This window comes from Streptomyces sp. HUAS YS2, from assembly GCF_033343995.1.
In the GTDB taxonomy this organism is placed as follows: domain Bacteria; phylum Actinomycetota; class Actinomycetes; order Streptomycetales; family Streptomycetaceae; genus Streptomyces; species Streptomyces solicathayae.
This window is the reverse complement of the sequence record NZ_CP137573.1, coordinates 1109609-1135794: the sequence shown is the minus strand read 5'-3', so window position 1 is coordinate 1135794 and position 26186 is coordinate 1109609. Positions and strand designations below refer to the sequence as shown.

The following is a 26186-nucleotide window of genomic DNA, read 5'->3' as shown; positions in this document are numbered from 1 at the left end:
GGCCCGGGGCAACGGTCCGAAAGACCTCGGATCCCTCGGACGGGCGCAATACCCTGAGCGCCGTCCGCACTATCTGGGAGAGAAATGACAAGTAGGTTCACCGAGTTGATCGTCGACTGCCACGATCCGGAGGCGCTCGCCGCCTTCTGGTGCGAGGTCCTTGACTTCAAGGTGATCGACCGGAGCGAGGGCAGGGTCGAGATCGGCTCCTGGGTGCCGACCGTCGAGGACGTACGGGCCCGCCAGATGCCGCCCACCCTGCAGTTCATCCGAGTGCCCGAGGGCAAGACCGTCAAGAACCGGCTGCACCTCGACGTCAGCCCGGTCGACGGCAGCACCGAGGACGAGGTGACCAGACTGCTCGCCCTCGGCGCCACCACGACGGACGTGGGCCAGGGCTCGGGCCGCAACTGGGTGGTCATGGCCGACCCCGAGGGCAACGAGTTCGACGTCCTGCGCTCCCTGGCGCCGCAGCGGAACTAGGTGCCGGGTGGAGGCGTGCCCAGGTTCGCCGGCCTGGCCGGCGAGGGGCAGCCCTTACGCCACGGCGTAGTCGCCGAGGGATGGTTCGAGCAGATCGAAGGCCCTCGTCGCCTCTGCCGTGATCGTTTCGGTGATCTTGCTGTTGGGGTGCCCGGCCAGGGTGAGGTCCTGGATGCGCTGGAACAGGATGCGGTGGACGGTGCCGAGCAGGCCGGCGGCGGTTCGGGCGGTGATGTCGTCCGGCGGTGCGCCGGTGGCGGCGACGAGCGCTTGCGCCAGGGCGCTTTCGCGCTGGTCGTGCAGGCCGCGGAGGCAGGCCGTGAGGGTGGGGCTGTCGGCGATCATGCGGGCGAACTCGGGGCCGGCGAAGCCGGAGACCGGGTCCGCGGCCGCGGCGGCGTCCATGAAGGCGCGACGCAGAGCCGTCAGTGCGGATTCGCCGGAACGGCGAACGGCCACCGTGTGCGCCAGGGAGGCGATGAACGCGTCCTGGTGGTCCAGGGCCAAGTCCTCCTTGCGCGCGAAGTAGTTGGTCACCGTCTTCTTGGCGACCCGTGCGGCGGCGGCGATCTCGGCGATGGTGGTCTGCTCGAAGCCCTGGCTGATGAACAGGCGGGTGGCCTGATCGGAGATGAGCTGCCGGGTCTCCTGCTTCTTGGATTCCCGCAGGCCGGCGGGTTGCGCGGGCGGTGTCGTGTCGGTAGCCATGAGGAAATCTTACCCTCGTAGCATTTTTATGTTGACACTCGCGCGCCCTGCGGGCTAACTTTACCTTCGTCGTAAGTTTACGACGATAGAAACCTACATGCTCGCGCATCCCTCAGGAGAGCCCACTTGCAGATCACCGCGTCCACCGTCTCGCTCACCGTCGACGACGTTGCCGCTTCCCGGCAGTTCTTCACCACCCACCTCGGCTACACCGAGCAGGCCGCTGCCGAGGGCTTCGCCTCCCTGTCGCGCGACGACGCCGCGGTGGACATCGTCCTGCTCGCTCGCGGGATCGAGGTGCTGCCGGCCGACCAGCGTGACCAGCACGCCTCCGGTCTGATCCTCGCCTTCACGGGTACCGACATCGAGAAGGAGGCGAAGCGGCTGAGCGCCGAGGGCGTCGAGATCACCATGCCGCTGCGCGAAGAGCCCTGGGGTGAACGCCTCTTCCAGATCACCGACCCCAACGGCGTGGTCGTCCAGTTCGTCGAGTGGGTCGCTCCGTCCAGCCCCCAGGGCGCCTGACAGTCCCCGTCAGTCGTGCGGAGGCAGGGCGCCGATCTGGTGGTCGGCCACGTTGAGGGCCTCGTCGACCAGGCGGCGCAGGTGGCCGTGGCGGAGGGAGTAGACGACCCGGCGGCCGTCCTTGCGGGTGGTCACGAGGCCGGCGAGGCGGAGTTTGGCCAGGTGCTGGCTGACCGAGGGGCGGGCGGCTCCGCACGCTTCCGTGAGCGTGGTGACGTCCGCCTCGCCCCGGCCGAGTTCGGCGAGCAGCGCAAGACGGGTCCGGTCGGCGAGCAGGGCCAGTACCGACACGGCCACGTCCAGCCGCTCTCCGGCGGCACCTTCCCGCGCGTGGTGCGCAACCGCCGGGTCCCTGCTGTCGCTCATCCGCCCATCGTAGGCCCGGGTGTGCCGGCGTACGTGCCCGCTCCTCCTGCGATGATGGCCCGCAGACCACACACCTTGAGACCCGGGGGGGCCATGGGAACCGTTGGGACCGCGCTGTCCGAGCTGAGATCCGCGCAGAAGGCGGCGAAGGGCGTCTCGCTCTACTCGCGCTTCGTCAACCGCCCGGTCGGCCGCTACCTGGCGGCCGGGGCGTACGCGCTCGGACTGACGCCCAACCAGGTCACGCTGATCAGCGCGCTCTTCAGTTTCTCCGCGGTCGCGGGCATCGCCCTTGGCGACCCGTCCTGGAGCCTCGGCGTCCTGGTCTGGCTCGGGCTCGCGGTAGGTTTCGCCTTCGACTCCGCCGACGGGCAGCTCGCCCGGCTCCGCGGCGGCGGCAGCGCCGTGGGGGAGTGGCTCGACCACGTCGTGGACTGCGCGAAGATCACCGCGCTGCACGCGGCCGTCCTGATCGCCTTCTACCGGTGGCCCGACCACTTCGGCACGCGTACGGAAGGCTGGCTGCTCGTCCCGCTGGCCTTCCAGTTCACCGCCGTCGTCACCTTCTTCGGCGGCCTGCTCACGGAGAAGCTGAAGCCCCGCCCCGCCCCCGGCGTCCCCGCGCCGCAGCCGTCCACGCTGCGCGCCGTCGCCCTGCTCCCCGTCGACCACGGGGTCTTCTGCCTGGTCTTCCTGCTGCTCGGCGCGGGCCAGGCGCAGTTCGCCCTGGCCTACAGCGCGCTCGGCGTCGCGAGCGCGCTGTTCCTGGCGGCCTTCCTCACGAAGTGGTACCGGGAACTGAACGCAGTCCGTCGCTGACCCCGGCGGCCGGACCGGACTCGGCCTCCTGCGTCAGGAGGTCGAGCGCCCGCCGCAGTTGCGTGCTGGAGGTGTGCACGGTGTACGGGAAGTAGACGACCTCCACCCCGACCCCCGCGAAGTCCTTCTCCAGCCTGTCGCCCTTCGGTGTGCCCCGCCAGTCGTCGCCCTTGAACAGCACGTCGAACCGGACCTGCTTCCAGGTCTCCAGTTTGTCCGGCACCGTCTCGACGAACGCCGCGTCCACGTACTTCACACTGCGCACGATCTCCAGCCGTTCGACCAGCGGAATCATCGGCCGGCGCCCCTTGGCCAGCTCCGCCATCTCGTCGGACACCACGCCGGCCACCAGATAGTCGCAGCGACTGCGGGCGTGCCGGAGGATGTTGAGATGCCCGATGTGGAACAGGTCGTACGCGCCCGGCGCGTATCCCACTCGGTACGGACGGTCGGCGGCCATACGGTCCGCGGCCGTGCGGTCAGCGGTCGTACGGTCAGTGGTCATGACGGATCCCCCCAACTGCTCGCGCTCCCCAGCGCGATGGAGATAACGACGATAGCGTGCACATTCCACCGAGACCGGATGAACGATTAGGGTGAGGTCCGGTTCACGTCTGGGGGAGAGGGAACTGCGCGTGACGCATGCGGCGGAGAGTGACGGCACCGGAACGACCAGAGGGAGCGCGCGCCGCCGCCTGCTGATGGTGTCCACCAACTACGCGCCGGAGCACGCCGGCATCGGCCCGTACGCCACCCAGATCGCCGAGCACTGGGCGGAACGCGGCCACGAGACCCACGTGCTCGCCGGCATGCCGCACTACCCCTCCTGGTCGCTCGACCCCGCGTACACCGGGGTCTGGCGGCGCACCGAGCAGCGGGCCGGTGTCGTCGTGCACCGGCGCCGGCACACGGTCCCGCCGCGCCAGACCGCCCTGAAGCGGGCCGCGTTCGAGGCGAGCGTGCTCGCCCACGGCCTCGTCGCCCCGCCCGCGATGGCCCGCCCGCACGCGATACTCGCCCAGATGCCCAGCCTCGCCGGCGGCATCATCGGCGCCCGGCTCGCCGCGCGCTGGCGGGTCCCGTACGTGCCCGTCGTCCAGGACCTGATGGGCGCCGCGGCCGCGCAGAGCGGGATACAGGGCGGCGACCGCGCCGCCGACCTGGCCGCGAAGGCCGAGGCGTACGCGCTCCGCCGGGCCACCCTCGTCGGCGTCATCCACCAGACCTTCGTCGACAAGGTCGCCGCCATGGGCGTCGACCGCTCCCGGATCCGGCTCGTGCCCAACTGGTCGCACGTGAGCAGCCCTTCGACGCCGCGCGAGAAGACCCGCGCCTGGCTCGGCTGGGGCGAGGAGACGGTCGTCCTGCACTCCGGGAACATGGGGCTCAAGCAGGGCCTGGAGGTCCTCGTCGAGGCCGCCCGCCGCGACCCCGAGACCCGGTTCGTGCTGCTCGGCGACGGCAACCAGCGCGCCCACCTCGAAGAACTCGGCGCGGGCATACCGAACCTGGACTTCCTCGAGCCCGTCGGCGACGACGACTTCCCCGACGTGCTCGCCGCCGCCGACGTCCTGGCCGTCACCCAGCGCGCCTCCGTGCTCGACATGAGCGTCCCCTCCAAGCTCACCTCGTACTTCGCCGCCGGCCGGCCCGTCGTCGCCTCCGTCGCCGCCGAAGGCGGCACCGCCCACGAGGTGCTGCGCTCAGGCGCGGGCGTCCTGGTGAAGCCCGAGGACCCCGACGCGCTGCTGGCCGAGATCCGTAGACTCGGGCAGGATCCGGTCGCCGCCGACACGCTCGGCGCCCAGGGGCCCCGCCACGTCGAGGCCCATCTGACCCGGGCGGCCGGACTGGCCCGGATCGACGCACTGATCGACGAGGCCATGGGGGTGCCGAGCACGTGAGCAACTTGCACGGAGCGGCGGTGGAGGACGACGAACCGGAGCTGTTGCGGGACCAGTTCAAGCAGCTGCTGCGCTATCGGGCGGTCATAGGGACCGGCATCGGCATCGGGCTGCTCGGGGGCGTCTGGTTCGGTCTGAGCAACGCCGACACGTACGTCGCCACCAGCCAGGTCGTGCTGCGTGCCCCGGTCAACGACCCCTTCAATCCCAGCATTTCGCAGGACAAGACGCTCAACGTCGGCTCGGAGCGGCAGACCGCGCTGAGCAGCAGCGTCGCCGAGGGGGCCGCGAAGAAGCTCCACTGGACCGGCACCATCGGCCGACTGCAGAGGGACCTCCAGGTCACCAACCCGCCGCAGAGCCAGGTCCTCCAGTTCAGCTACACCGCCGACACGCCCCAGGCCGCCGCCGACCGCGCCAACGCGATGACCCAGGCGTACCTCGAACTGCGCGAGAAGCAGTGGACCGCCATCCGGGCCAAGATGCTCCAGGGCCTGAAGAACGAGCTCGACGAGGCCTCGCTCCGGCACGACAAGCAGGAGAAGAAGGTCGACCGGATGCCCGCCGGCGCTGCTCGCGACGCCGAGTACGGCATCAAGACCAACCTGGCCAACCGGATGATCGAGCTCGAAGGCCGCGTCAGCGGGCTCAAGTCGCTCGACATGTCCGCCGGTACGGTCATCCGCACCGCCACCGCACCCGGCTACTCCGACGGCCCCAGCCTGGCCATGAGCCTGGGCCTCGGCGCGCTCGTCGGCGTCGCCCTCGGTCTCCTCGCCGCCTGGGTGCGGCTCGTCTTCGACCCCGCGCCGCGCTCCGCGGGCGACGTCGCCCGCGCCGTACGCGCCCCCGTCCTCGGCACGCTGCCGCGCGGCGCCACCGAGACCCTGCTGGCCGGCGACCACACCGACGCCAAGGTCGGCGAGGAGTTCCGCTCCGTCGCCTTCAGGCTCGCCTACGACCAGCGGTTCGCCGACCGCCGCCGGCTCCTCGTCGTCGCCCCGCGCGGCAGCAGCGAGCCCGCCGCGGCCGTCGCCACCAACCTGGCCGCCTCCTTCGCCGAGACCGGCAAGGACGTCCTGCTCGTCGAGGCCGACCTGCGCACCCCGACCCTCGCCGGCCGACTGCGCGCCAACGCCAGCGGCGCGCCCCGCTGGTCCTCGGCCGCCGAGCCCGACGAGAGCGGCTGGCCGGGCCGCCGCCAACTGTCCGTCGACGCGGGCGAGTCAGGGTCCTTCGGCCTGGTGCCCGGCGAGCGCGTCCGCAACGTCGCCCGGGCGCTGACCTCGCCCCGGGTGAGCCGGCTGATCGCCGAGGCCGACTCGCCGAACTCCACCGTCGTCGTCCTCGCCCCGCCCGTGCTCGCCTACGCCGACGCGCTGGCGCTCGTCGACCGGGTCGACGGCGTCCTCATCGTCTGCGACCCGCGCAGCGTCCACCGCGTCGACCTCCAGCGCATCCGCGAACTGATAGGCGGTGCGGGCGGCACGGTGCTCGGCGCCGTCATGTTCACCCCGCCCACCCGCCGGGCCGCGAAGGCCGCCGCCAAGGCCGCGGCCCGTTCCTCCGCCCGGTCCGACGCCCCGCAGAGCCGGCGCGGTGGCGGCCGGGCCAAGCCGCCCCGGCAACAGCCCGCCGGGCAGGAGGAGGAGTACGAACCCGAACCCGACCCGCGCGTCTGGGGCGGCGAGAACTCCGACACCGTGGCACTGCGCTCGGTACGCCCCGAGGACCTCCGCGCGGGCGACCGTTGAGACGGTCGGTCACGGTCGCGGCCTCCGTCCTCGACCAGGCCGCGTCCAGCGTCACCAACATCGCGGTGGTCCTGATCGCGGCGAGGGCCAGCTCGGCGGCGGACTTCGCCGACTTCTCCCTCGTCCAGATCACATTCGGCGTGCTGCTCGGTCTGAACATGGCCCACGTCGGCCAGACGGTCGTGCTGGTACGCGGCGGCGACGCCGCGGTGGGGGCCGCCGCGCGCTCGTCGGTCGCCTTCACCGCCGTCGCCTCCCTCGTCGCCGGGCTGCTCCTCGCCGGCGGCGGCGCGCTCGCCGGTGGTGACACCGGGCGCGCGTTCCTCGCGCTCGGCGCCGTCCTGCCGATCACCCTGCTCCAGGACGGGCTGCGGTACGCGTTCTCCGCGCTGCGCCGCCCGGACCGGGCGCTCGTCGCCGACCTCGTGCGGCTCGGCTGCGTACTGCCCGCCCTGCTCGCGCAACCCCAACCGTCGTCCGCGGCCCGGCTGGTGCTCGTCTGGGGACTGTCCGCGCTGCCCGCCGCGCTCCTCGGACTGCTGCTGCTCCGGCCGTACGTCGGCGGGTACCGCGCAGACCTCCGACGCCTGCTGCGCCGCGACCACCTGGGCCGCCGGTTCGTCGTCGAGTACGCGGTCGGCAACGGCTCCAGCCAACTTGCCGTCCTCGGCCTCGGCCTGTTCGCCGCCCCGCTCGCCGTCGGCGCGCTCCGCGGCGCCACCACCGTCTTCGGCCCGCTCAACGTGCTGTTCAACTCGGTCAACACCTTCGGCCCGCCGCTGCTCGGCCGGGCCGGTTCCCGCCGCGGCACGGTACGGGCCGCCGCCGCGCTCGGCGGCGTGCTCTCCTGCGTCGCCCTCGGCTGGGCCGCCGTACTGATCGCCCTCCCCGACCGGTACGGCCGCGAACTCCTGGGCGCCACGTGGGAGTCGGCCTCCGGACTGTTCCCGGCGACCGGGGCGCAGTACGCGGTGATGGCGCTCGGCACCTGCGCCCTGGTCACCCTGCGGGTGCTGAGCCCGCGGGCCACGCTCTCCGTCCAGGTGGTCTTCTCGCTGCTGTCCGTCGCCCTCATGCTCGGCGGCTACGTCCTCGGCGGCGTGCTCGGCGCGGCCTGGGGCCTCGCGGCCGGCTCCGCGTTCAAGGCGATCGCCGCCTGGACCCGGGTCGCGCGGACCCGCCCCGAGCAGGATCCGGACCCGGGCGCCGCGAAGGATCAACGCAGCAGCGCGCCCTTGTCCTGACGCCAGGTGGTCACCAGGGCGACGCAGATCAGCGCGATAGCGACCCGGCCCGAGGCCTGCAGCAGCGGCCCGCGCAGCAGGATGAACGAGTAGCCCGCGATCAGCGGCACCACGAGGGAGATCAGGCTGCCCGGCGGGGCCCTGCGGGTGCCGCGCCGGGCGAAGCGCCCGTCGACCCGGGCCGCCGCGTACCCCATGGCCGTCATGCCGGCCGCCATCCCGACCGCGCCGAAGTCGATCCACAGCTCGGCCCAGATGGGCGAGGACAGGTTGGTGTTCACCGCCCCCATCCACTGCCCGACCATCACCCCGGTGTCCCGCGGCTTGCCCGGCCACACCGAGCGGGGCACCGCGAACAGCACCGAGCCGGCCAGCTGGCGTCCGTACCGGTGGCGCGCCCCGGACTCCACGAACGTGATGGTGTTGGCGAACATGCCGATCTGGTCGTAGTCCTTCATGGCCAGCGGCTCCAGGACCGACGTGGTCTCCACCGGTTTGTAGTTCTTCTCGTCGTACCGGAAGCGGTCCGAGAACGGGAACACGATCAGCGCCATCACCACGCCGAGGCTGAGCGCCGACCGGTACATCGCCGCACTGACCGGGAAGACCGTGAACAACAGCGCGAACATCACCGTGAGGAACCAGTAACGCGGGTTCGAGATCGGGTTGTTGACCACGCAGTTCAGCGCCACCAGCGCCAGGAACACCGCGATCACGGTCGGTCGGCGGCGGGCCCGCCGCGAGGTGACCAGCCACCGCGCGTACACCAGGAGCGCGAACAGCGCAGGTACGGTGCCGAACCCGCGCAGGAACGCCTGCCCGGCCTGCGAGTCGGCCTGCGAGACGCCCGCCTCCTCGATCCCGGCGATGATCTCCTGCCGGCTGGAGAAGAACACCGCCGGGCCGCCCAGCTTCACGATGAACAGGCCGCTGCACGCGAAGGCGAGCAGCACCAGCAGATGGAGCCGGCGCCGGTGCACCAGCGCGGGCCGCTCCTCCTCGCGGGCCGAGCCGCCCGGCCGGCCGCGCGCGAGCAGCGAGCCGAGGTCGAAGGCGGCGCAGCCGACGAGGACCAGCGCCACCGCCTCCGTCAGATCGGAACGCGGACCGACCACCGGCGTCGGCACCCGGCCGAGCACGGCCTGCGCCAGTGGCGCCACGCCCATCGCCATGTACACGAACAGCCAGAACGAGCCCTGGAGCAGCTTGCGCCGGCTGGTCAGGATCATCGCCGACAGCCGTGCGCCGGCGTACATCGTCAGCGCGATCTGCACGTAGTACGCCGCGTCGTGGACGCCCGCGCCCGGCTGCACCGCCACCAGCAGCGGCAGGAACACCGTCAGGCCGAGGACCAGGGGGATCGACAGGGCGCGGGAGAGCAGTGTGCGCGGCCTCACGGGCGGCGCGAGCAGCATCGGAGGCATCGTCCCGCCACCGGCCGCACGGGACCCGCCGCCGGCCGCACGGGACCCGCCGCCGGCCGCACCGGATCCGCCGCCGGCCGCTCCGGATCCGGCCGTACCGCGCACGTCCGTCGCCATGCCGCCCCCTGAACTCCCGTGCCTTCCCGCCCCCGGAGAAGTCACCCCGGCGCAGTCTACCGACGACCCCCCGGTCACCCTGCGTCAACCGTTAGTCTGAACGCCTCGGCGCCAGGGGAGGCGCCGATGGGGGTGAACTCATGCGGAATCTCCCGGCCTTCACCTTGGCCGGCTACGAAAAAGGCCGCTCCAAGCTGGTCCAGGCGCTGTGGTTCGCGGTGATGAACACGCTGTTCATGGCGTGGTTCTGCCCGGCCCGGGTGCGCGTGGCGCTGCTGCGGGCGTTCGGCGCGACGATCGGCGAGGGCGTCCTGATACGCCACCGGGTCCGGGTGCTGTGGCCGTGGAAACTGACCGTCGGCGACCACACCTGGATCGGCGAGGGCGCCTGGCTGCTCAACCTGGAGCCGGTGACGCTCGGCGCACACGTCTGCGTCTCGCAGGAGGCGCTGCTGTGCACCGGCAGCCACGACCACCGGGCCGCCGACTTCCGCTACCGCAATGCGCCGATCACCGTCGAGGACGGCGCCTGGATCGCGGCCCGCGCCACGGTCCTCGCCGGTGTGACCGTCGGCCGGCACGCCGTCGTCGCGGCCGGCACCACGCTCCACCGCGACCTGCCGGAGCTGACCCTGCACACGGCCGACGGCCGCCGCCCGATCCCGGTGCCCGCATGAGCGCCCCGAGACCGCTGCGCGTCCTGCACGCCGTCACCCTGCACAGCCCGACGCACGCCTTCGGCGGACCGGTCCGGGTGGCCCTCAACCTCTGCCGAGGGCTCGCCGCGCGCGGCCACACGGCCCGGCTCGTCGCCCTCGGCGACGGCTTCGACGGCCCGCTGCCCACCGAGGTCGAGGGCGTGCCCGCCCGCCTCTACCAGGCCCGTTCGATCCTGCCCCTCGGATTCAGCGGCATCACCTCGCCCGCGCTGCTGGCCGGGGCGACCGGCCTCGTCCGGGACGCCGACGTGGTCCACGTCCACCTCGCCCGCGACCTGGTGACCCTGCCGGTCGCGCTGGCCGCGCTGCGGGCCGGCAAGCCGCTGGTCCTGCAGACCCACGGCATGGTCGACCCCAGTGACCGGCTGCTCGCAAAGGTCCTGGACGCCGTCGCCGTACGTCGCGTGCTGCGCCGCTCCTCGGCCGTGCTGTACCTGACCGGGCACGAGCGCAAGGGCCTCGACGCGGTGGTGGGCGGCATCCTGGAGCAGTCCGTACGGCTGGTCAACGGCGTCCCCGCGCAGGACCCGCGGCCGGCGCCGGCCGGACCACCGCGGATCCTGTACGCGGCCCGGCTCCAGGCCCGCAAGCGGCCGCGGGACTTCGTCGCCGCCGTGCCGGAGATCCTGCACCGCCACCCGGACGCCGAGTTCGTGCTCGCCGGTCCCGACGAGGGGGAGCGGGCGGCGGTCGACGCGCTGATCGCCGAACTGGGCCTGACGGAACGGGTGACGCGACCCGGACCGCTGTCCGCGGAGCGGATGCTGGAGGAGCTGCGCAGGGCGCACGTGTACGTGCTGCCGTCGGTGGACGAGCCGTTCCCGATGTCGGTCCTGGAGTCCCTCTCGGTGGGCACCCCCGCGGTGGTCACCACGTCGAACGGCCTCGCCCGGGACATCTCCGAGGCGGGCGCCGGCCGTGTGGTCGAGGACGCCGCCGGGCTCGCCCCGGCCGTTCTCGACCTGCTCGACCCGGCCGGGAACGACAGCGCCTCCGTGGCGGCCCGGAAGCTGGCCACGGAGGCGTTCTCGATGGACGCCGTCCTCGACACGCTCCTCGACGTGTACGGGACGGCCGCGCGCTACACCGGCAGCCAGGCGTAGCAGCTCGTCGAGACGAACTCGCGGGTGCCCGACGGGATCGTGGCCTTCACGGGCCCGTCGGCGCCGGTCGACGGGCCCGAGCCGAGGACCTTGCCGTTGCTGCCCAGGGCCCGCCACGTGCACGACGGGTCGGTGGTGAGGGCCCGGTACCTGCCCGGCTTCGGCTGCTGGACCGTGCCGGCCGGGAAGCCCGTCTCGGCCTTGGCCAGCAGCGGCTTCTGCTCCGGGCACAGGTGCTCGACGGCGGCCTTCGCGTCCGGGATCTCGCCGGCGATGACGGCCCCGATCGCAGCGTCCTTGTCGCGCTTGGCGGTGCGGGCGATCCGCTGGCAGGACTCCTCGCCGGTCTGGAGCACCGCCGCGGGGTCCATGGCCTTCGGCACCCGCCCGCTCAGGTACGCCTTCTGCTTCTGCGTGAACGAGCCGGTGGCCGGCGTGATCTTCGCGTCCGGAAGCACCTGGTCCTTGGGCAGCGCGGAAGGGGATCCGACCGGGCCGGTGGGCTCGGTCTCGATCTGCCGGTCCGGCACGGCCGGGCCGCTCGACGCCCGCGGGCCGGCGGCCGGCCGGTCGCCGTCGGAGGAGCAGGCGGACACCGTCAGGAGCGCGGCCAGCAGGGCCGCGGCGACCGCCGGTCGGCGGTGGAGTGGACGACGCATGGGGTGACTCCCGTAGTACGTGGATGCGGGGCCCGGCAGGCGCCGGGCCCCGCATCCTTGTCAGGTCGGTCGTTCGGTTACGACGCCGGGGTTACGGGGCGCCGAAGGTCAGCACCAGCTGCGGGGTGCCCTCCGCGGCCGCGGCCTCGGACGACCAGATCCACAGCGGGTCGGTGCCGGTGCTGGTCAGCGCCACGCTGTACGAGCCGCCGAGCGCCGCGGAGAGCGCCGCGGTGTCCAGCGAGGCCGAGTAGACGGCGGAGCCGTCCGTCGCGCCGGTCAGCGTGCCCAGCGTTCCGGAACCGAGCGCGGGGCGGTTGTTGTACGTCAGCGTCGTGTCGGTCCACGCGCCCGTCACCGGGACGACCGACTGGCTGTCGGCCGAGCCCGCGCCGGTCATCGTGGTGGTCTTCACCGCGAGCCGGGCGCTCTTCAGTACCGTGCCGGCCGGGGCCGACGGCAGCGTGAAGCGCAGGTACGTCTCGTACGCGGAGGTGCCGCGCACCGCGAGCGAGCTGGAGCCGGCGTAGTTGGTGGACGGCGCGCCGGCGTTGGCGTAGGTGTCGTCCGTCGCGGTCACGGTGCTGACCGTGTCGGCCGGCGCCTTGGCCAGGCTGTAGTGCTGCGCCACCTGGGCGGCGGTGAGCGCCGACGGGTAGACCGCGGCCTCGTCGATCTGCCCGGCGAAGAAGTTGCTCGTCGGACGGAGCGGCCAGCCGGACAGGTTGTCCGCGCCGACGTGCCAGTAGCCCGAGTACTGCTGGTTGCCGGTGACGGTGTTGGAGGAGATCTTCTGGCCGTCCACGTACAGCGTCATGCCGCCGGGGCCCTGGGTGCCGACCACGTGGTGCCAGGCGCCGTTGTTGTACGAGCCGAGCGTGCTGAGGGTCCTGGTCCCGCCGTTGTACACGCCGAACACCAGGTTGCCGGTGTTGGTCATGTACAGGTGCTTGTCGTAGTTGCCGCTGTTGCGGGTCGTGTTGTTGCCGAAGCCGATCAGCTTGCCGCCGCGGGTCGTGGTCGTCTTGAACCACGTCTCGACGGTGAAGGCGCCGGTCACGTCCTGCCGCTTGTCGCTGTAGACCTGCTCGTCGGTGCCGTTGAGACCGACCGCGGTGGACGGGCCGGTCACGGCGGCCGGGGTCTGGCGCAGCGCCGGGGCGTTGATGTACAGACCGCTGTTGTCGGTGCTGGAGTCCGCCGCGTACGGCGTGGTGGACTCGTCGAAGCGCCAGTACAGGTTCGCGCCGTCGGCGATCACCCGGGAGGCGTACGGCTCGGCCGAGGTCGGCACGGTCACCGTGGCGGTCGCGGAGAGCGCGCTGGTGTTTCCGTCCGCGTCACTCGCGGTGACGCGGTAGCTGTAGGTCTGACCCGGCGTCACATTGGTGTCCTTGAAGGAGACCTGGGGACGCGACCACTCCAGCGAGTCGCCGGTGACGGTCTTGATCGGGGTGGCCGCGCCGTTGCGGTAGACCTTGTACGTCAGCTTGCTGTCGTCCAGGTCCAGGCTGGAGCGCCAGCGGACGTGCACCGCGTCCGGGGTCACCGCCGCGGCGTTCGCGACCGGGACGGTCGGGGCGCCGGTGTCGGGGCCGGATGCGAAGCGGGTCAGGCCCTGGGCCGGGGAGCCGTTGGTGGTCGTGAACTCGCCGCCGACCCACAGGTACTTGGTGGTGCCGGTGCCCGAGATGGCGAAGGCGCGGGGGCCGATGCCCTCGCCCAGGCCGTCGTTGGTGTCCGGCATCCAGCCGAGCTTGCCGGTGGACGTGGTCGGCTGGGCCAGCAGGTGGTGGCGGCGCCCGTCCGGGAACTCGCCGATGCTGGAGCAGTCGTGGGCGTGCGAGGCGCTGTACAGCACGCCCTGGTACGACTCCACCGCCTGGGTGGCGCCGAGGCAGGTGTCGCGCCAGCGCTGCTCGAAGTCGCTCAGGTTGAGCGCGATCCGGCCGTCGAAGACGCCGCCGCCGGTGCCCTCGTTGCCGGTGTAGAACCCGGTCGCGTCCGTGTCGATGTCCTTGACGACGGAGTTGCTGGGGATCCAGCCGCTCGGGTACGCCTTGGTCACGGCGCCGGTGGTGGCGTTCACCACGGCCAGCGCGTGCGAGTTCGCGCCGTTGACGGAGAAGAAGTCGCCGCCGAGGAGGACCTTCTGCCCGTCAGGGGTGACCTCGATCGCGCGGCCGGGCTCGTCCGCGTTCGCGGTGAACGGCAGCAGCGCGCCGGAGGTGTCGACCGCCGCGAACCGCTCGCGGGTCTGGCCCTCGACGGTGCCGAAGTCGCCGGCCGCGTAGATCGTCGTGTCGGTGACGGCGAGCGCGCGGACGGTCGCCGGGAAGGACGGCGTGAAGGCCGCCTTCGGGGTGCAGGTGGCGATGTCGATGGCGGCGACGCTGCTGACCGGGGTGCCGTTGACGGCGCCGAAGTAGCCACCCGCGTACAGCGTCTTCTTGTCGGGCGAGACGACCAGGGTCCGCACGGTCGCGGTGCCGGTGCCGATGGTGAAGGAGAGGGTGCAGTCGGTCGGAGCACCCGTCGCCGCGTTCAAGGCGGCGAAGTTGACGGCGCTCCGCGGAGTGCCGGTGCCGCCCTCGGGCGGCCGGACCTCGGAGAAGGTGCCGCCGACGAAGACGGTGTCGTTCGCCTCGGCCAGCGCCCAGACGATGCCGTTGGTCTGCCAGGTCGGCAGATCGTCCGCGGTGAAGGCCACCGGCGGCGTCAGGGCCGCGGCCGTCGGGGCGAGGGAGCCCCCGGCTCCGGCCGCGACGGTCAGGACGAGGGCAGCGGAAAGCCCCCAGGATCTACGCATGTTCCCCCCAGGCGTTTTAGCCCAGTCAATGTGGCGTGAAGTGGTCCACGTGCCATGTGGTGAATGCGCACTGTACGACGAAATGACAACTGGATACGGCCACTTGACCATATCCGTACTGTGCGCGGTCGATGTCCGGAAGCGGAAATTCCGGCTCAGCGGTCGATGCGGACGGTGACGCCGGCGAGCTGGTCCTCGACCTGGCGGACGTCGGCGTCGACCATGATCCGGGCCAGCTCCTCCACCTGCACGGTGGGCTTCCAGCCGAGCAGTTCGCGGGCCTTGGACGCGTCGCCGATCAGCGCGTCGACCTCGCTCGGACGCTCGTACTTGGGGTCGTAGCGGACGTACTCGGCCCAGTCCAGGCCGGCGTGCGCGAAGGCCGTCTCGACGAACTGCCGCACCGTCGCGGCGACTCCGGTCGCCACCACGTAGTCGGTGGCCTCGTCCTGCTGGAGCATCCGCCACATCGCGTCCACGTACTCGGGGGCGTACCCCCAGTCCCGTACCGCGTCCAGATTGCCCAGGTACAGCCTGTCCTGCAGGCCCGCCTTGATCCGGGCCACCGCCCGGGTGATCTTGCGGGTCACGAAGGTCTCGCCGCGGCGCGGCGACTCGTGGTTGAACAGGACACCGTTCACCGCGAACATCCCGTAGGCCTCACGGTAGTTGACGGTCGTCCAGTAGGCGAAGACCTTGGCGGCGCCGTACGGGCTGCGCGGGTGGAACGGGGTCTGCTCGTTCTGCGGCGGGGGAGTGGCGCCGAACATCTCGGAGGACGACGCCTGGTAGATGCGGGTGTCGACGCCGCTCGCCCGGATCGCCTCCAGGAGCCGCAGCGCCCCGAGGCCGGTCACGTCGCCGGTGTACAGCGGCGCGTCGAACGAGACCCGTACATGGGACTGCGCGCCGAGGTTGTACACCTCGTCGGGGCGGATGTCCCGCAGCAGGTTCACCAGCGCCACCCCGTCCGACAGGTCCGCGTGATGCAGCACGAACGAGCGGTTCGCCTGCTGCGGGTCCTGGTAGACGTGGTCGATCCGTTCCGTGTTGAAGCTGGACGAACGGCGGACGAGGCCGTGCACCGTGTAGCCCTTGGACAGCAGCAGTTCGGCCAGATACGAGCCGTCCTGCCCGGTGACGCCGGTGATGAGTGCGGTCTTGCTCATGCGTGGTGCCCCTCCCGAACGGACCGGCCCCCAGCCGGTCCGTATCCTGCGGTTATGTGGTGACCCGGGGAGAAAATCCGGATCTGGTGTGCTGCGGTCACCCATGGCCTGGCATGATCCGGGCCATGACTGAATCGACGAGCGCATCGACGTCGTACCTGCCCGAGCGGGCCCGCATCTTCGTCGCGGGCCACCGCGGCCTGGTGGGCTCGGCGGTCGCCCGGAGGCTCACCGCGGACGGGCACGAGGTGCTCACCCGCACCCGCGCCGAGCTCGACCTGACGGACACGGCGGGCACCGCCGCGTTCCTGCGCGAGACCCGGCCGGACGCGGTGGTGCTGGCCGCCGCGAAGGTCGGCGGCATCATGGCCAACAGCACCTACCCCGTGCAGTTCCTGGAGGAGAACCTCCGGATCCAGCTCAGTGTGATCGCGGGCGCGCACGCCGCCGGTGTCGGACGGCTGCTGTTCCTGGGGTCGTCCTGCATCTACCCCAAGCTCGCGCCGCAGCCGATCGGTGAGGACGCGCTGCTGACCGGCCCGCTGGAGCCGACGAACGAGGCCTACGCGCTCGCGAAGATCGCCGGCATCGTGCAGGTCCAGTCGTACCGGAAGCAGTACGGCGCGGCCTACATCTCCGCGATGCCGACCAACCTCTACGGCCCGGGCGACAACTTCGACCTGGAGACCTCGCACGTCCTGCCGGCCCTCGTCCGGCGCTTCCACGAGGCCCGCGAGGCCGGCCTCGACGAGATCACGCTCTGGGGCTCGGGCACCCCGCGCCGGGAGTTCCTGCACGTGGACGACCTGGCCGCGGCCTGCGCCGTGCTGCTGCGGTCCTACGACGGCGACGAGCCGGTCAACATCGGCTGCGGCGAGGACCTGACGATCCGTGAACTCGCCGAGACCGTCGCGGAGGTGACCGGTTTCGAGGGCCGCCTGGCCTGGGACACCAGCAAGCCGGACGGGACCCCGCGCAAGTTGCTCGACGTGACCCGGCTGGCCTCCCTGGGCTGGAAGCCGGGCATCGCGCTGCGCGACGGGATCGCGTCCACCTACGCCTGGTGGCGGGAACAGGGCTGACGTCATGCGGCGGCCCGTCAGTACGCTCCGCGACCGTCGACGACGGCGCGGAACGTACGGGCCATCACGTCGATGTCGCTGGTGAACGACCAGTTGTCGACATAGTGCAGGTCGAGCTCGACCGTCTCGTCCCAGGACAGGTCCGAGCGGCCGCTGATCTGCCAGAGGCCGGTCATGCCGGGCCGCACGGAGAGCCTGCGCAGCTCCACGTCGTCGTACCGGGCGACCTCCTCCGGCAGCGGCGGACGCGGCCCGACCAGCGACATCGCCCCGCACAACACGTTGATCAGCTGCGGGAGTTCGTCCATCGAGGTGCGCCGGAGCAGCCGGCCCACGCGGGTCACCCGCGGGTCCCGGCGCATCTTGAACATCAGCCCGTCGTGTTCGTTGGACTGCGTCAGCTCCTCCTTGCGGGCGTCCGCGTCGAGGAACATCGTGCGGAACTTCCACATCATGAACGGCGCCTGGTCCTGGCCGATCCGCACCTGCCGGTAGAACACCGGCCCCGGCGAGGTGAGCCGTACCGCCGCGCCGATCCCGAGGAACAGCGGCGACAGGACGAGCAGGCCGAGCGCGGCGCCGGCCCGGTCCATGACCGACTTGAGCGCCTGCTGCACGCCGTTGCGGACCGGCGGGACGACCCGCAGCAGCGCCATGCCGGCCGCCGACACGGTCTCGATCCGCTTGACCGCACACTCCACCAGGCCCGGGGCCAGGGCGAGTTCGGTCCCCGAGTCGTGCAGTCCCCAGGCCAACCGGCGCAGCCGCGGCCCGGTCATCCGGGTGCCTGGCGCGACGAGCACGAAGTCGGCCCGCAACTGCCGGGCGGCTGCGAGGACTTCGCGGGCGTCGCCGTCGACGTCCTGCGGCGCGCTCAGGCCGAGCCGGGCGGTGACCGGCGCTCCGGTCGGCGCCGGGCCCTCGCCGATCGCGACGACGCCGACGACGACGTACGGATGGTCCGTACGCCCCGACAGGTGCTCCGCGACGTCACCGGCGGCGGTGGGCTCGCCGAGGACCAGGACGCGGGTGACGACCTGCGCCTCGCGTCGCGCCGCGACGAGGTGATGCCATGTCAGTTTGCGGCAGATCAGGGTCAGTACGGGGGCCGGCAGCAGCGCGGCCAGGCAGAGCAGTGGCGGGTGGTGCAGATCGGCCGCCGCACGCAACACGGCGAGCACGCCGATCAGGATCAGCCAGTCGTGCAGCACCGGGAGGCTGCCGCGCGACTCCCCGAGCGCGCGGGCGGCGTACCGGTGCCGCAGGGCCCGCACCGACACCCACGCGGCCGCCGCGGCGGCGGCCCACACGGTCGCGTACGGCTGGTGGTCGGTGTGCAGCAGCAGCGCGGTGGGCAGGGCGACGCCCGCCACGTCCGTGGTCAGCGCGAACGGCAGATACCACTCGGTCTTGCCGCGCGGATGCGGATGGACGGTCCACGTCCGCGATCCGGTTCTTCCCCCAGCTGTGGTCTCAGCTGTACGGGCATGCCACATGTACCCCCCCGGCACGTGTCGACTCTCGCGTACCGCCCATCGACCCCCGGATCGATGAACAAGTGTCGCAACGCGGAACAGTACGACAAACGCACGTACCTCGTCTGCTGTTTACACGAAAGACGTGACAGGGTGATGGTGTGTTCATCTCGTGACACGAGAGCCCGTGTGGGGGCGGTCAAACGCATGATACTTCTGTCGTGTTCACGCTTTTCGCACGTGAACCGGCACGCTGGGAGGGGTCTCGAGTGCATCAGGGGGAAGCGACGGACACGGCGCAGGACACGCCGGATGTGGCGGACGCCACGCCGCGGCCGCGCCGTCGGGTCCGGCCGGGCAGAGTGCTCCTCGGCGCGGTCGCGCTGCTGGGCGCCGGCGTGCTGATGGCCGCCGGGGCCGGCTGGTGGGCCGTCGACCACTACACCGGCAAGGTCGAACGCATCCCGGGCGCCTTCCCGACCCAGGTCCCCGACGCGAAGCAGCCCGCGCCGGGCAAGGGCGGGCTGACCTTCCTGCTCGTCGGCGTCGACAGCCGCTCGGACCTGCCGACCACCGGACGCGACGCCAAGGCCCCGTCCTGGAAGTACGGGGCCCAGCGCAGCGACACGATGATGCTGGTCCACCTGCCCGCGGACCACTCCAACGCCTACGTCGTCTCACTGCCCCGCGACTCCTGGGTCCCCGTCCCCGGACACGGCGACGCCAAGCTCAACGCGGCCTTCTCCTGGGGCGGTCCGCCGCTGCTCATCGACACCGTGCAGCGGTTCACCAACGTGCGGATCGACCACCTCGCGGTCATCGACTGGGACGGCTTCAAGAACCTCACCGACTCGGTCGGCGGCGTCGACCTCACCGTCGACGGCGAGGTCCGGCACATGAACGGCGAACAGGGCCTGCGGTACGTGCGCGAGCGCAAGAGCCTCGCCCGCGGCGACCTCGACCGGACGCACCGTCAGCAGAACTTCCTGCGCGCCGTGTTGGCCAAGGCGATGACCCCGCGCAACCTGACCAACCCGGTCAAGGCCACCGAGCTGCTCGACGACCTCACCGCCAGCGTCAGCGTCGACGACCGGCTCAGCGACTCCGACCTGCGCGACCTGCTGTGGAGCAACCGCGAGGTCCGGCCCGGCCGCATGGTCTTCATGAACGCCCCCGTCACCGGCACCGACATGATCAAGGGGCAGTCGGTGGTCCTCGTCGACCGGAAGAAGTCGGCCGAATTGTGGACCGCCATGCGGAACGACACGATGGACGACTACGTGGCCGGTCACTCCGTCGACCGGCTCGGAAGCGGTACCCGCTAGGCCCGCGCCGGTCATCCGCCGCACCGCGGACGGTTGTTGTTCCGGCGCCGGACATCGGTTGTACTACCGCCATGACGGACACCCGCGCCGGCGCCTCGCAGGGGCGCCGCACCTCCCACCGGTCGCCGCGCCGGCGCCGTCTGCTGCCCGGCCTCGTGCTCGGTGTCCTCGCGCTCGGCGCCTGGGTCGGCAGCGGCATGGCCGACGCGGTCCGCACGGCCGGCGGCGCGGACCGGCCCACCGCCGAGCGGCCCGCCGAGTACAGCACCGCCCTGCCCTTCGACCTGCCGTCCACCCGGGTCCTGCGCGACTCCGGCAAGCCGGTCTTCGCGCACTACTTCACGCCCTACCCGCTCTCCCTCGACAACGAGCCGCCGGAACGCGACTACTATGCCCGCAACTACCTGACCCCGCAGGGTGAGAAGGGCAAACACAGCGCGTACGGCGGACTCCTCCGCGACCGTCCGCTGCCCGCCCCGCGCGAGTCCGGCGACTGGGAACTCGCCCATCTGCGCCAGGAGATCAGCACCGCACGGGACGCCGGACTCGACGGGTTCACCCTCGACATCCTGTCGCTGACCGGACGCAACGCGGAGCGCGTCGAGAACCTGCTGCGCGCCGCCGACGCCGAGGACCCCGGCTTCCGGATCGTGCTCATGCCCGACATGACCTCCCTGGAGACGAGCCCCGACGCGCTCGCGGACGCCCTCGCCCGGCTCGCCCGGCACCGCTCGGCCCACCGGCTGGCCGACGGACGCCTGGTGGTCTCCCCGTTCAAGGCCGAGGCGCAGAGCCCCGACTGGTGGCAGCGCACGACGGCGGCGCTGGAGCGCGAGCACGGCATCCGCACCGCCCTCGTCCCGCTCTTCCTCGACTTCGCCGCGAACGCCGAGCGGTTCGCACCGATCAGCCACGGCTTCTCCGAGTGGGGCAGCCGCAGTTACAGCACCCAGTCCGGATCGGAGGACGCCACCCGCCGGGCGCATCGGCTCGGCAAGATCTGGATGCAGCCGGTTTCCGTCCAGGACGCCCGGCCCAACCAGGGCGTCTACGACGAGGCGGGCAACACCGAAACACTGCGCGCGAGTTGGGGCGAGGCCATCGACAACCGAGCCGACTGGGTGCAGCTCACCACCTGGAACGACTACTCGGAGGGCAGCCACTTCGCGCCGTCCCAGCACAACGGCTACGCCTACCTCGACCTCACGTCGTACTACCTGACGCGCTTCAAGACCGGCAGCTGGCCCAGGATCGAACGGGACACGCTCTACCTCACCTCCCGCGTCCAGTTCGCCGCCGCCCGCCCGCCGACCGGCACCCAGAGCCTCCTGACAGAGCCTCGGGACGGCTCGGCCGCCCCCCGGGACACCGTCGAGGTGCTCGCCTTCCTGACCGGCCCGGCGACCCTGGAGACCTGGACCGGCGACGAGCGGGCAGGCGGGCCGGCGCCGGCCGGGGTGTCCGCGCGGCTGCTGCCGCTGCGCACCGGAACGAGCGGCGCGCGCGTCGTACGGGACGGGACGACGACGACCTCGGTCACCTCGCGGTACCCGGTGCGGGACCGGGTCGCCAGGCAGGACCTGCAGTACTACGCCGTCACCAGCGGGCGCAGCCAGCGCTGACCGGCGCGGGGCCGGCTCGCGTTGTCAGTGCGGGGTCCTACCGTTTTCCCCATGACGACGAAGACCTATCTCGAGCTGTCGCAGGACGACGGCGGCGCGCACAAGTTCTACGAAGTGGTGGTGGACGGCACCACGGTGTCGGTCCGTTACGGACGGATCGGCGCGGCCGGCCAGACGCAGGTGTCCTCCTTCGCCACCGAGGAGAAGGCGCGCGCCGCGGCGGCGAAGAAGATAGGGGAGAAGGTCCGCAAGGGATACGCACCCGCGGTGCAGGGGCAGCGGGCCGCCCGGTCCGTGACCCGCCGCCAGGTCGTCTCGGCGCCCTCCACCGCCCGCGCGGTCGCGCCGGTCCTCTGGCGGTTCCGGACCGGCTCGTCGGCCTTCGGCATCCACGTCGACGACGACCACTGCTGGGTCGGCAACCAGTCCGGGGACGTGTACACGCTCAGCCACGGCGGCGAGGTCCGGGCCCGGTTCAATCTGCCCGACGGGGTGAAGTGCCTGGTCGCCGACGACTTCTGGATCTACGCCGGCTGCGACGACGGCAAGGTCTACGACCTGTCCTCGAAGCTGCCGTTCGCCGCGTACGACATCGCCGCCGACGTCGACATCTTCTGGCTGGACATCCACGAGGGCGTGCTGAACGTCGCCGACCGGGCCGGCCGGCTCACCGTCATCGACCACGAGGACGAGCACCAGTGGGCCCGCCGCAGCGAGGGCGAGCACGCCTGGATGGTCCGCGCCGACGACAAGGCGGTCTACCACGGCCACCAGCGCGGCGTGACGGCGTACGCGCCCGACGGCGGCGGCGAGCTGTGGCACACCCCCACCCAGGGCGGGGTGCTCTTCGGCTGGCAGGAGGACACCGCGGTGTACGCGGGCACCGCGCACCGCAAGGTGCAGCGGCTCGCGAAGGCCGACGGCCGGGTCGAGGCCGTGTACGCCTGCGACTCCGCGGTCTACTCGTGCGCCACCTCGCCCGGAGGCCGGTTCGTCTTCGCCGGGGACGCCGCCTCCTCGGTGTACTGCTTCGACGCGGACGGCACCCGGCTGTGGAAGCTCGGCACCGGGGGCGGCTCGGCGCTCTCCATGCAGTACCGCGACGAGCGGCTCTACCTGGTGACCACCGACGGCTCGCTGGCCTGCGTCGACGCGAGCGAGGCGGCGATCGCCGCCGCCCAGGAGGGCACCGTCCCGGAGGCGCGGGACGTCAAGCTCGCGGCGGCGCTGCCGACGTACGAGCCGGCGACGACGACGGAGGCCGTGGTCAGCGTGGCCGCGGCCCCGGCGGGCTCGGTGGTCGTCGAGTGCGTGCAGGAGAGCGGACGGGTCCGGGTGCGGGTGGTCTCCGACGGCTACGAGCCGTCGTGGAACGTCCAGTTCCCGCGGGCGATCCGCGAGCCGGGGACCCGGTACGCGGTGGACGCGCTGCACGCGGCGGCCGGCGGCTTCTACCGGGTGCGCGGCGACATCCGGCGGCTGCAGTGACCGCCGGGGCGTTCGAGGCGGCCACCGGCGACGGGCCCCGTCCCGGTGGCGGGGACGCCGAACAGCGCTCCCGCGACGTACGGGCGGCCTTCGACGGGCTGCTGCAGATCCGGCGGGCGACGAACGACCGGGGCGGCGATCCCCTGGCGCTCCCCGCCGAGTGGGAGCGCAGACAGCCGGTCCGGGCCGTCGCGCTCGCCCTGGAGGCCGCCGGGATCGTGCCCTCGGCGGTGGACGCCGCGACGGGCGAGCGAAGCGAGATGGGGGTCCCCCCGGCCGAAGGCTGGGGGAGTTCGGCCACCGGCTACCGGGTGACCGCAGGGGACCGTCCGGGGGCGGTCGTCGTGGAGTGGGTGGGCGCGCCGGGCAGCGGCGCGGCCCACGAGGAGGAGCAGGCGCTGGGCGCCTGCGTGCCGGTGCTCGGCCGGCTCGGCTGGGAGGCGCTGCTGTACCGGGGGCCGCGGAAGAGACGCTTCCTGGAGGTCGAGGCGGTGGGCCCCGACCTCCGGTGAGGCGGACGGCGGGTCAGGTGCCGGTCGGCAGGTCCTTCGCGCCGGACCGGATCATGAGCGCGGTGACGATCTCCACCACGCCGACCACCAGTGCCCAACAGCCGCCGAGCACGGTGAGCACGGACAGGGACTCCAGTGGCGAGGCGATCAGCACGACGCCGGCCAGGAAGGTGACGACGCCGAGGAAGATGTGCCAGCCCCGGGCCGGCATCGCCGGGTCGGAGATCGCCGCTACGGTCTCCATGATCCCGCGGAACAGCCAGCCGATGCCGATCCACAGCGCGAGCAGGAAGATCGACTGCGTCGCGCCGCGGAAGCAGAACAGGCCCAGCAGGATCGATAGCGCGCCGCTGATGAAGGCCATCACCCGCAGCGCGGTGGTCGTGTGCGTGCCGAACGCCGCGATCAGCTGCATCACGCCGCTGAACAGCAGGTAGAGGCCGAACAGCACGCCGATGGCGACCAGCGTCTCGTCCGGCCACGCCAGGACCAGGACGCCGATGATCAGCGTGGCGATGCCGGCGAACAGCATGAACTGCCAGGCACTGCGGGCGAGCATGCCCAGCGGCCCCTCGGTCGGCGAGTCCCCGAACGGCGAGGAGGGTCTGTCGTGTGTCTGCGTCATGGGTCACTCACTTCCGCGTGTCGGCGTAGGTGCTGAGGAACAGCGCCTCCGCCAGCGCCATGTGCTCGATCTCCGAGGGATCCACGCTCTCGTTCGGCGCGTGGATGAGGCAGCCCGGTTCCTCCACCCCGATCAGGGCGATCTCGGCGTCCGGGAACTGCGCGGCGAGGACGTTGCAGAGCGGGATGGACCCGCCCTGGCCGGACTGCACCATGTCCTTGCCGTACGCCTCCTTCATCGCCTTCCCGAGCGCGCGGTAGGCAGGTCCGTCAGTGCGCGCGCGGAACGGCTGGCCCGAACCCTCCGGCTCCACCTCGACCTTCGCGCCCCACGGCGCCGCCCCGGTCAGATGGTCGGTGAGCGCCTGGAGCGCCTTCTCGGCGTCCGTGCCCGGCGGCACCCGGAGGCTGACCCGGGCGCGGACCTTCGCCTGAACGGCGGCGGACGAGCCGACGACCGGCGGGCAGTCGATGCCGAGCACGGTCACGGCGGGGCGTGCCCACAGCTCGTCGGCGACCGAGCCGGTCCCGACGAGCGACACGCCGTCCAGGGCGCCGACGTCGGTGCGGAACTGCTCGGCCGGGTAGTCCACGCCGTCCCAGCTCCCGTCCCCGGGCAGGCCCTTGATCGCGGTGTTGCCGTGCTCGTCGCGCAGGCTGTCCAGGATCCGCACCAGCGCCGCCAGCGCGTCCGGGGCGGGGCCGCCGAACATGCCGGAGTGCATCTCGCCGCGCAGCGTGGAGACGGTGACGACCGCGTTGGCGAGGCCGCGGAGCGAGGTCGTCGCGGTCGGCAGCCCGAGCGCGAAGTTTCCGGTGTCGCAGATCAGCAGCGTGTCCGCCGCGAAGAGTTCGGGCTGCTGCGGGACCAGCCGCTCCAGACCGCCGGTGCCCTGCTCCTCGGAGCCCTCGGCCACGAACTTGATGTGTACCGGGAAGCCCCGCCCCTCCTGGCCGCCCAGCGCCCGCAGCGCCGTCAGATGCATGGCGATGTTGCCCTTGCAGTCCGCGGTGCCCCGTCCGTACCAGCGGCCGTCGCGCTCGGTCAGCTCGAACGGCGGTGTCGTCCAGGCGGCGTCGTCCAGCGGCGGCTGCACGTCGTAGTGGCAGTACAGCAGGACGGTGGGGGAGCCCTCCGGGCCCGGGGCGTGTCCAACGACCGCGTCGGTGCCGTCCGGGGTGGTCACCCGGCGCATGTCCCGCAGTCCCGCGTCGGTGAAGGCCCCGACCAGGAAGTCGGCCGCCTTCGCGCACTCCTCGGGCGGGAACTGGCGGGGGTCGGCGACCGAGCGCATCGCCACCAGCTCCGTCAGATCGGCCTTGGCCCGAGGCATCAGCGCCCGGACGGCCTCGCGCAGAGCGGCGGTCCCGGTGGACTCAGAGGTCATGGATTCCCACTTCCTTACGGGCGATCCCCGAGCAGGCAACAGCCACCTCACTAAAGCAAGACAGGGCAAACGCCGCAAAACATGACACGTATGGAGTATCAGCACCGCTCGCGGCGGCCCCCGCACGGCGAGAGTGGAAGCCCGAGCCCCCACCCGCGCACCACACTGGGAGACCCCTCATGGGAACCATCAACAGACGCGATCTCGGCCTGCTCGTCCTGCGGGTCGGCACCGGCGCGGTCCTCGCCGCGCACGGCGCCCAGAAGCTCTTCGGCTGGTTCGGCGGCGGCGGCCTGGACGCCACCGCCAAGGGGATGGAGGCCATGGGATTCCGGCCGGGCAAGGAGAGCGCCATCGCCGCCGGCCTCGGCGAGGCGGGCGGCGGCGCGCTGCTGGCCCTCGGCTTCGCCACCCCGGCCGCCGGCGCCGCCGCGGCCGGCGCCATGGCCGGCGCGGTCTCCGTGCACGCCCCGGCAGGCTTCTTCGCCCAGGGCGGCGGCTTCGAGTACCCCGCGTTCCTCGGCTTCACCGCCGCCGCGATCGGCGTCACCGGAGCGGGCCGCCTCTCTCTCGACCACGCCACCGACCACGTGCTCGACCAGCCGTGGGTGGTCGCCGTGGCCTTCCTCGGCAGCGCCCTCGCGGCCGCGGCCGTCGTCGGCCGCCGGCAGCTGCAGGAGGACGAAGAGGCGAAGCAGGAGGCGGCGGAGGAGGCGGCCGGGTCGGTGTGACACCCGGCCCGGCTCCCACGCTCTTCCCGCCCCTGGCTCCGACACCCGTCCCGGCCCGGCTCCCACGCCCCTCCCGTCCCCGGCTCCGACGCCCCTCGGCCCCGTAGTCCTCTCCCGTCACTTCCTGGCCCCCGCC

The 26186-nt window shown here is 72.3% G+C and carries 24 protein-coding genes; 14 read left to right on the top strand and 10 right to left on the bottom strand.

The features are described from left to right. Nucleotides 1-84 precede the first annotated feature (84 nt). Nucleotides 85-483, top strand: coding sequence for a VOC family protein (locus R2D22_RS05305; RefSeq protein ID WP_318101572.1), 399 nt, complete (start codon nt 85-87; stop codon nt 481-483). A gap of 54 nt (nt 484-537) precedes the next feature. Here the strand turns inward: R2D22_RS05305 and R2D22_RS05300 are convergent, their stop codons facing one another. Then, complete coding sequence (locus R2D22_RS05300) at nt 538-1191, bottom strand: TetR/AcrR family transcriptional regulator (protein ID WP_318101570.1); 654 nt, start codon at nt 1189-1191, stop codon at nt 538-540. A gap of 126 nt (nt 1192-1317) precedes the next feature. Between R2D22_RS05300 and R2D22_RS05295 the strand changes: the two genes are divergently transcribed. Continuing rightward, the gene (locus tag R2D22_RS05295) at nt 1318-1716 is read left to right on the top strand and encodes a VOC family protein (RefSeq protein WP_318101569.1); all 399 of its coding nucleotides are present in this window, start codon (nt 1318-1320) and stop codon (nt 1714-1716) included. 9 nt (nt 1717-1725) lie between these two features. Here R2D22_RS05295 and R2D22_RS05290 read toward each other — a convergent pair whose 3' ends face one another. Further along, entirely contained in the window at nt 1726-2082 is a 357-nt protein-coding gene (locus tag R2D22_RS05290; protein ID WP_318101567.1) for an ArsR/SmtB family transcription factor, read from the bottom strand. A 93-nt stretch (nt 2083-2175) separates the two neighbouring features. Here R2D22_RS05290 and R2D22_RS05285 point away from each other — a divergent pair, with 93 nt between their 5' ends. Beyond that, the gene (locus R2D22_RS05285; protein ID WP_318101566.1) at nt 2176-2901 is read left to right on the top strand and encodes a CDP-alcohol phosphatidyltransferase family protein; all 726 of its coding nucleotides are present in this window, start codon (nt 2176-2178) and stop codon (nt 2899-2901) included. Here the strand turns inward: R2D22_RS05285 and R2D22_RS05280 are convergent. Next, the gene (locus tag R2D22_RS05280; RefSeq protein ID WP_318109577.1) at nt 2861-3361 is read right to left on the bottom strand and encodes an FAD synthase family protein; all 501 of its coding nucleotides are present in this window, start codon (nt 3359-3361) and stop codon (nt 2861-2863) included. The genes R2D22_RS05285 and R2D22_RS05280 overlap by 41 nt on opposite strands. Nucleotides 3362-3602: 241 nt before the next feature. Here R2D22_RS05280 and R2D22_RS05275 point away from each other — a divergent pair, with 241 nt between their 5' ends. From R2D22_RS05275 to R2D22_RS05265, 3 genes are read left to right on the top strand one after another with little or no spacing between them, the layout of a single operon-like run. Beyond that, complete coding sequence (locus R2D22_RS05275) at nt 3603-4805, top strand: glycosyltransferase family 4 protein (protein ID WP_318109575.1); 1203 nt, start codon at nt 3603-3605, stop codon at nt 4803-4805. Next, entirely contained in the window at nt 4802-6559 is a 1758-nt protein-coding gene (locus R2D22_RS05270; protein WP_318101565.1) for a lipopolysaccharide biosynthesis protein, read from the top strand. Before R2D22_RS05275 ends, R2D22_RS05270 begins: the two co-directional genes overlap by 4 nt. Beyond that, complete coding sequence (locus tag R2D22_RS05265; protein WP_318101564.1) at nt 6556-7803, top strand: MATE family efflux transporter; 1248 nt, start codon at nt 6556-6558, stop codon at nt 7801-7803. Before R2D22_RS05270 ends, R2D22_RS05265 begins: the two co-directional genes overlap by 4 nt. Here the strand turns inward: R2D22_RS05265 and R2D22_RS05260 are convergent. Next, nucleotides 7776-9227: a hypothetical protein gene (locus R2D22_RS05260; RefSeq protein ID WP_318109574.1), complete on the bottom strand. Its 1452-nt coding sequence runs from the start codon at nt 9225-9227 to the stop codon at nt 7776-7778. The two genes, R2D22_RS05265 and R2D22_RS05260, sit on opposite strands and share 28 nt — an antisense overlap. Nucleotides 9228-9484: 257 nt before the next feature. Here R2D22_RS05260 and R2D22_RS05255 point away from each other — a divergent pair, with 257 nt between their 5' ends. Both R2D22_RS05255 and R2D22_RS05250 read left to right on the top strand, forming a co-directional pair. After that, on the top strand, nt 9485-10021 hold the full coding sequence (locus R2D22_RS05255) for a WcaF family extracellular polysaccharide biosynthesis acetyltransferase (RefSeq protein WP_318101562.1): 537 nt from the start codon (nt 9485-9487) through the stop codon (nt 10019-10021). Between the two features lie 14 nt (nt 10022-10035). Then, nucleotides 10036-11166: a glycosyltransferase gene (locus R2D22_RS05250; protein WP_318109572.1), complete on the top strand. Its 1131-nt coding sequence runs from the start codon at nt 10036-10038 to the stop codon at nt 11164-11166. On the opposite strand, the gene R2D22_RS05245 is transcribed toward R2D22_RS05250, so the two are convergent. The 3 genes from R2D22_RS05245 to gmd form a co-directional block, all read right to left on the bottom strand. Then, nucleotides 11145-11825 (bottom strand): hypothetical protein, encoded by a 681-nt coding sequence (locus R2D22_RS05245; RefSeq protein ID WP_318101561.1) that lies wholly within the window; start codon nt 11823-11825, stop codon nt 11145-11147. The genes R2D22_RS05250 and R2D22_RS05245 overlap by 22 nt on opposite strands. Nucleotides 11826-11916: 91 nt before the next feature. Beyond that, nucleotides 11917-14634: a LamG-like jellyroll fold domain-containing protein gene (locus R2D22_RS05240; RefSeq protein WP_318101560.1), complete on the bottom strand. Its 2718-nt coding sequence runs from the start codon at nt 14632-14634 to the stop codon at nt 11917-11919. Nucleotides 14635-14789: 155 nt separating this feature from the next. Next, nucleotides 14790-15803, bottom strand: coding sequence for a GDP-mannose 4,6-dehydratase (gene gmd / locus R2D22_RS05235; RefSeq protein WP_318101559.1), 1014 nt, complete (start codon nt 15801-15803; stop codon nt 14790-14792). Nucleotides 15804-15916: 113 nt separating this feature from the next. Between gmd and R2D22_RS05230 the strand changes: the two genes are divergently transcribed. Continuing rightward, the gene (locus R2D22_RS05230; RefSeq protein WP_318101557.1) at nt 15917-16885 is read left to right on the top strand and encodes a GDP-L-fucose synthase family protein; all 969 of its coding nucleotides are present in this window, start codon (nt 15917-15919) and stop codon (nt 16883-16885) included. Nucleotides 16886-16902: 17 nt separating this feature from the next. On the opposite strand, the gene R2D22_RS05225 is transcribed toward R2D22_RS05230, so the two are convergent. Further along, nucleotides 16903-18381 carry a sugar transferase gene (locus R2D22_RS05225; protein ID WP_318101556.1) on the bottom strand — a complete coding sequence of 493 codons (1479 nt, stop codon included), beginning with the start codon at nt 18379-18381 and terminating at the stop codon, nt 16903-16905. Between the two features lie 248 nt (nt 18382-18629). On the opposite strand from R2D22_RS05225, the gene R2D22_RS05220 reads away from it, so the two are divergent. The 4 genes from R2D22_RS05220 (at nt 18630) to R2D22_RS05205 (ending at nt 23307) form a co-directional block, all read left to right on the top strand. After that, nucleotides 18630-19685: an LCP family protein gene (locus tag R2D22_RS05220; protein WP_318101555.1), complete on the top strand. Its 1056-nt coding sequence runs from the start codon at nt 18630-18632 to the stop codon at nt 19683-19685. 71 nt (nt 19686-19756) lie between these two features. Beyond that, nucleotides 19757-21307 carry a glycoside hydrolase family 71 protein gene (locus R2D22_RS05215; protein ID WP_318101554.1) on the top strand — a complete coding sequence of 517 codons (1551 nt, stop codon included), beginning with the start codon at nt 19757-19759 and terminating at the stop codon, nt 21305-21307. 51 nt (nt 21308-21358) lie between these two features. After that, nucleotides 21359-22795, top strand: coding sequence for a WGR domain-containing protein (locus tag R2D22_RS05210; protein ID WP_318101553.1), 1437 nt, complete (start codon nt 21359-21361; stop codon nt 22793-22795). Next, nucleotides 22792-23307 (top strand): hypothetical protein, encoded by a 516-nt coding sequence (locus R2D22_RS05205; RefSeq protein WP_318101552.1) that lies wholly within the window; start codon nt 22792-22794, stop codon nt 23305-23307. Before R2D22_RS05210 ends, R2D22_RS05205 begins: the two co-directional genes overlap by 4 nt. Nucleotides 23308-23320: 13 nt before the next feature. On the opposite strand, the gene R2D22_RS05200 is transcribed toward R2D22_RS05205, so the two are convergent. Then, the gene (locus R2D22_RS05200; RefSeq protein WP_318101551.1) at nt 23321-23932 is read right to left on the bottom strand and encodes an HdeD family acid-resistance protein; all 612 of its coding nucleotides are present in this window, start codon (nt 23930-23932) and stop codon (nt 23321-23323) included. Nucleotides 23933-23939: 7 nt separating this feature from the next. Further along, nucleotides 23940-25319: a dipeptidase gene (locus tag R2D22_RS05195; RefSeq protein ID WP_318101550.1), complete on the bottom strand. Its 1380-nt coding sequence runs from the start codon at nt 25317-25319 to the stop codon at nt 23940-23942. Nucleotides 25320-25498: 179 nt separating this feature from the next. On the opposite strand from R2D22_RS05195, the gene R2D22_RS05190 reads away from it, so the two are divergent. Further along, entirely contained in the window at nt 25499-26050 is a 552-nt protein-coding gene (locus tag R2D22_RS05190; protein ID WP_318101549.1) for a DoxX family protein, read from the top strand. Nucleotides 26051-26186: the final 136 nt, after the last annotated feature.

What these genes read in the sequence shown, in the direction of transcription:
- R2D22_RS05305 (WP_318101572.1), top strand. Translation starts at nt 85, where the DNA reads ATGACAAGTAGGTTCACCGAGTTGATCGTCGACTGCCACGATCCGGAG.
- R2D22_RS05300 (WP_318101570.1), bottom strand. Translation starts at nt 1,191, where the DNA reads ATGGCTACCGACACGACACCGCCCGCGCAACCCGCCGGCCTGCGGGAA.
- R2D22_RS05290 (WP_318101567.1), bottom strand. Translation starts at nt 2,082, where the DNA reads ATGAGCGACAGCAGGGACCCGGCGGTTGCGCACCACGCGCGGGAAGGT.
- R2D22_RS05285 (WP_318101566.1), top strand. Translation starts at nt 2,176, where the DNA reads ATGGGAACCGTTGGGACCGCGCTGTCCGAGCTGAGATCCGCGCAGAAG.
- R2D22_RS05280 (WP_318109577.1), bottom strand. Translation starts at nt 3,361, where the DNA reads ATGGCCGCCGACCGTCCGTACCGAGTGGGATACGCGCCGGGCGCGTAC.
- R2D22_RS05275 (WP_318109575.1), top strand. Translation starts at nt 3,603, where the DNA reads ATGGTGTCCACCAACTACGCGCCGGAGCACGCCGGCATCGGCCCGTAC.
- R2D22_RS05260 (WP_318109574.1), bottom strand. Translation starts at nt 9,227, where the DNA reads ATGCCTCCGATGCTGCTCGCGCCGCCCGTGAGGCCGCGCACACTGCTC.
- R2D22_RS05255 (WP_318101562.1), top strand. Translation starts at nt 9,485, where the DNA reads ATGCGGAATCTCCCGGCCTTCACCTTGGCCGGCTACGAAAAAGGCCGC.
- R2D22_RS05245 (WP_318101561.1), bottom strand. Translation starts at nt 11,825, where the DNA reads ATGCGTCGTCCACTCCACCGCCGACCGGCGGTCGCCGCGGCCCTGCTG.
- R2D22_RS05240 (WP_318101560.1), bottom strand. Translation starts at nt 14,634, where the DNA reads ATGCGTAGATCCTGGGGGCTTTCCGCTGCCCTCGTCCTGACCGTCGCG.
- gmd (WP_318101559.1), bottom strand. Translation starts at nt 15,803, where the DNA reads ATGAGCAAGACCGCACTCATCACCGGCGTCACCGGGCAGGACGGCTCG.
- R2D22_RS05230 (WP_318101557.1), top strand. Translation starts at nt 15,917, where the DNA reads ATGATCCGGGCCATGACTGAATCGACGAGCGCATCGACGTCGTACCTG.
- R2D22_RS05225 (WP_318101556.1), bottom strand. Translation starts at nt 18,381, where the DNA reads ATGTGGCATGCCCGTACAGCTGAGACCACAGCTGGGGGAAGAACCGGA.
- R2D22_RS05215 (WP_318101554.1), top strand. Translation starts at nt 19,757, where the DNA reads ATGACGGACACCCGCGCCGGCGCCTCGCAGGGGCGCCGCACCTCCCAC.
- R2D22_RS05210 (WP_318101553.1), top strand. Translation starts at nt 21,359, where the DNA reads ATGACGACGAAGACCTATCTCGAGCTGTCGCAGGACGACGGCGGCGCG.
- R2D22_RS05200 (WP_318101551.1), bottom strand. Translation starts at nt 23,932, where the DNA reads ATGACGCAGACACACGACAGACCCTCCTCGCCGTTCGGGGACTCGCCG.
- R2D22_RS05195 (WP_318101550.1), bottom strand. Translation starts at nt 25,319, where the DNA reads ATGACCTCTGAGTCCACCGGGACCGCCGCTCTGCGCGAGGCCGTCCGG.
- R2D22_RS05190 (WP_318101549.1), top strand. Translation starts at nt 25,499, where the DNA reads ATGGGAACCATCAACAGACGCGATCTCGGCCTGCTCGTCCTGCGGGTC.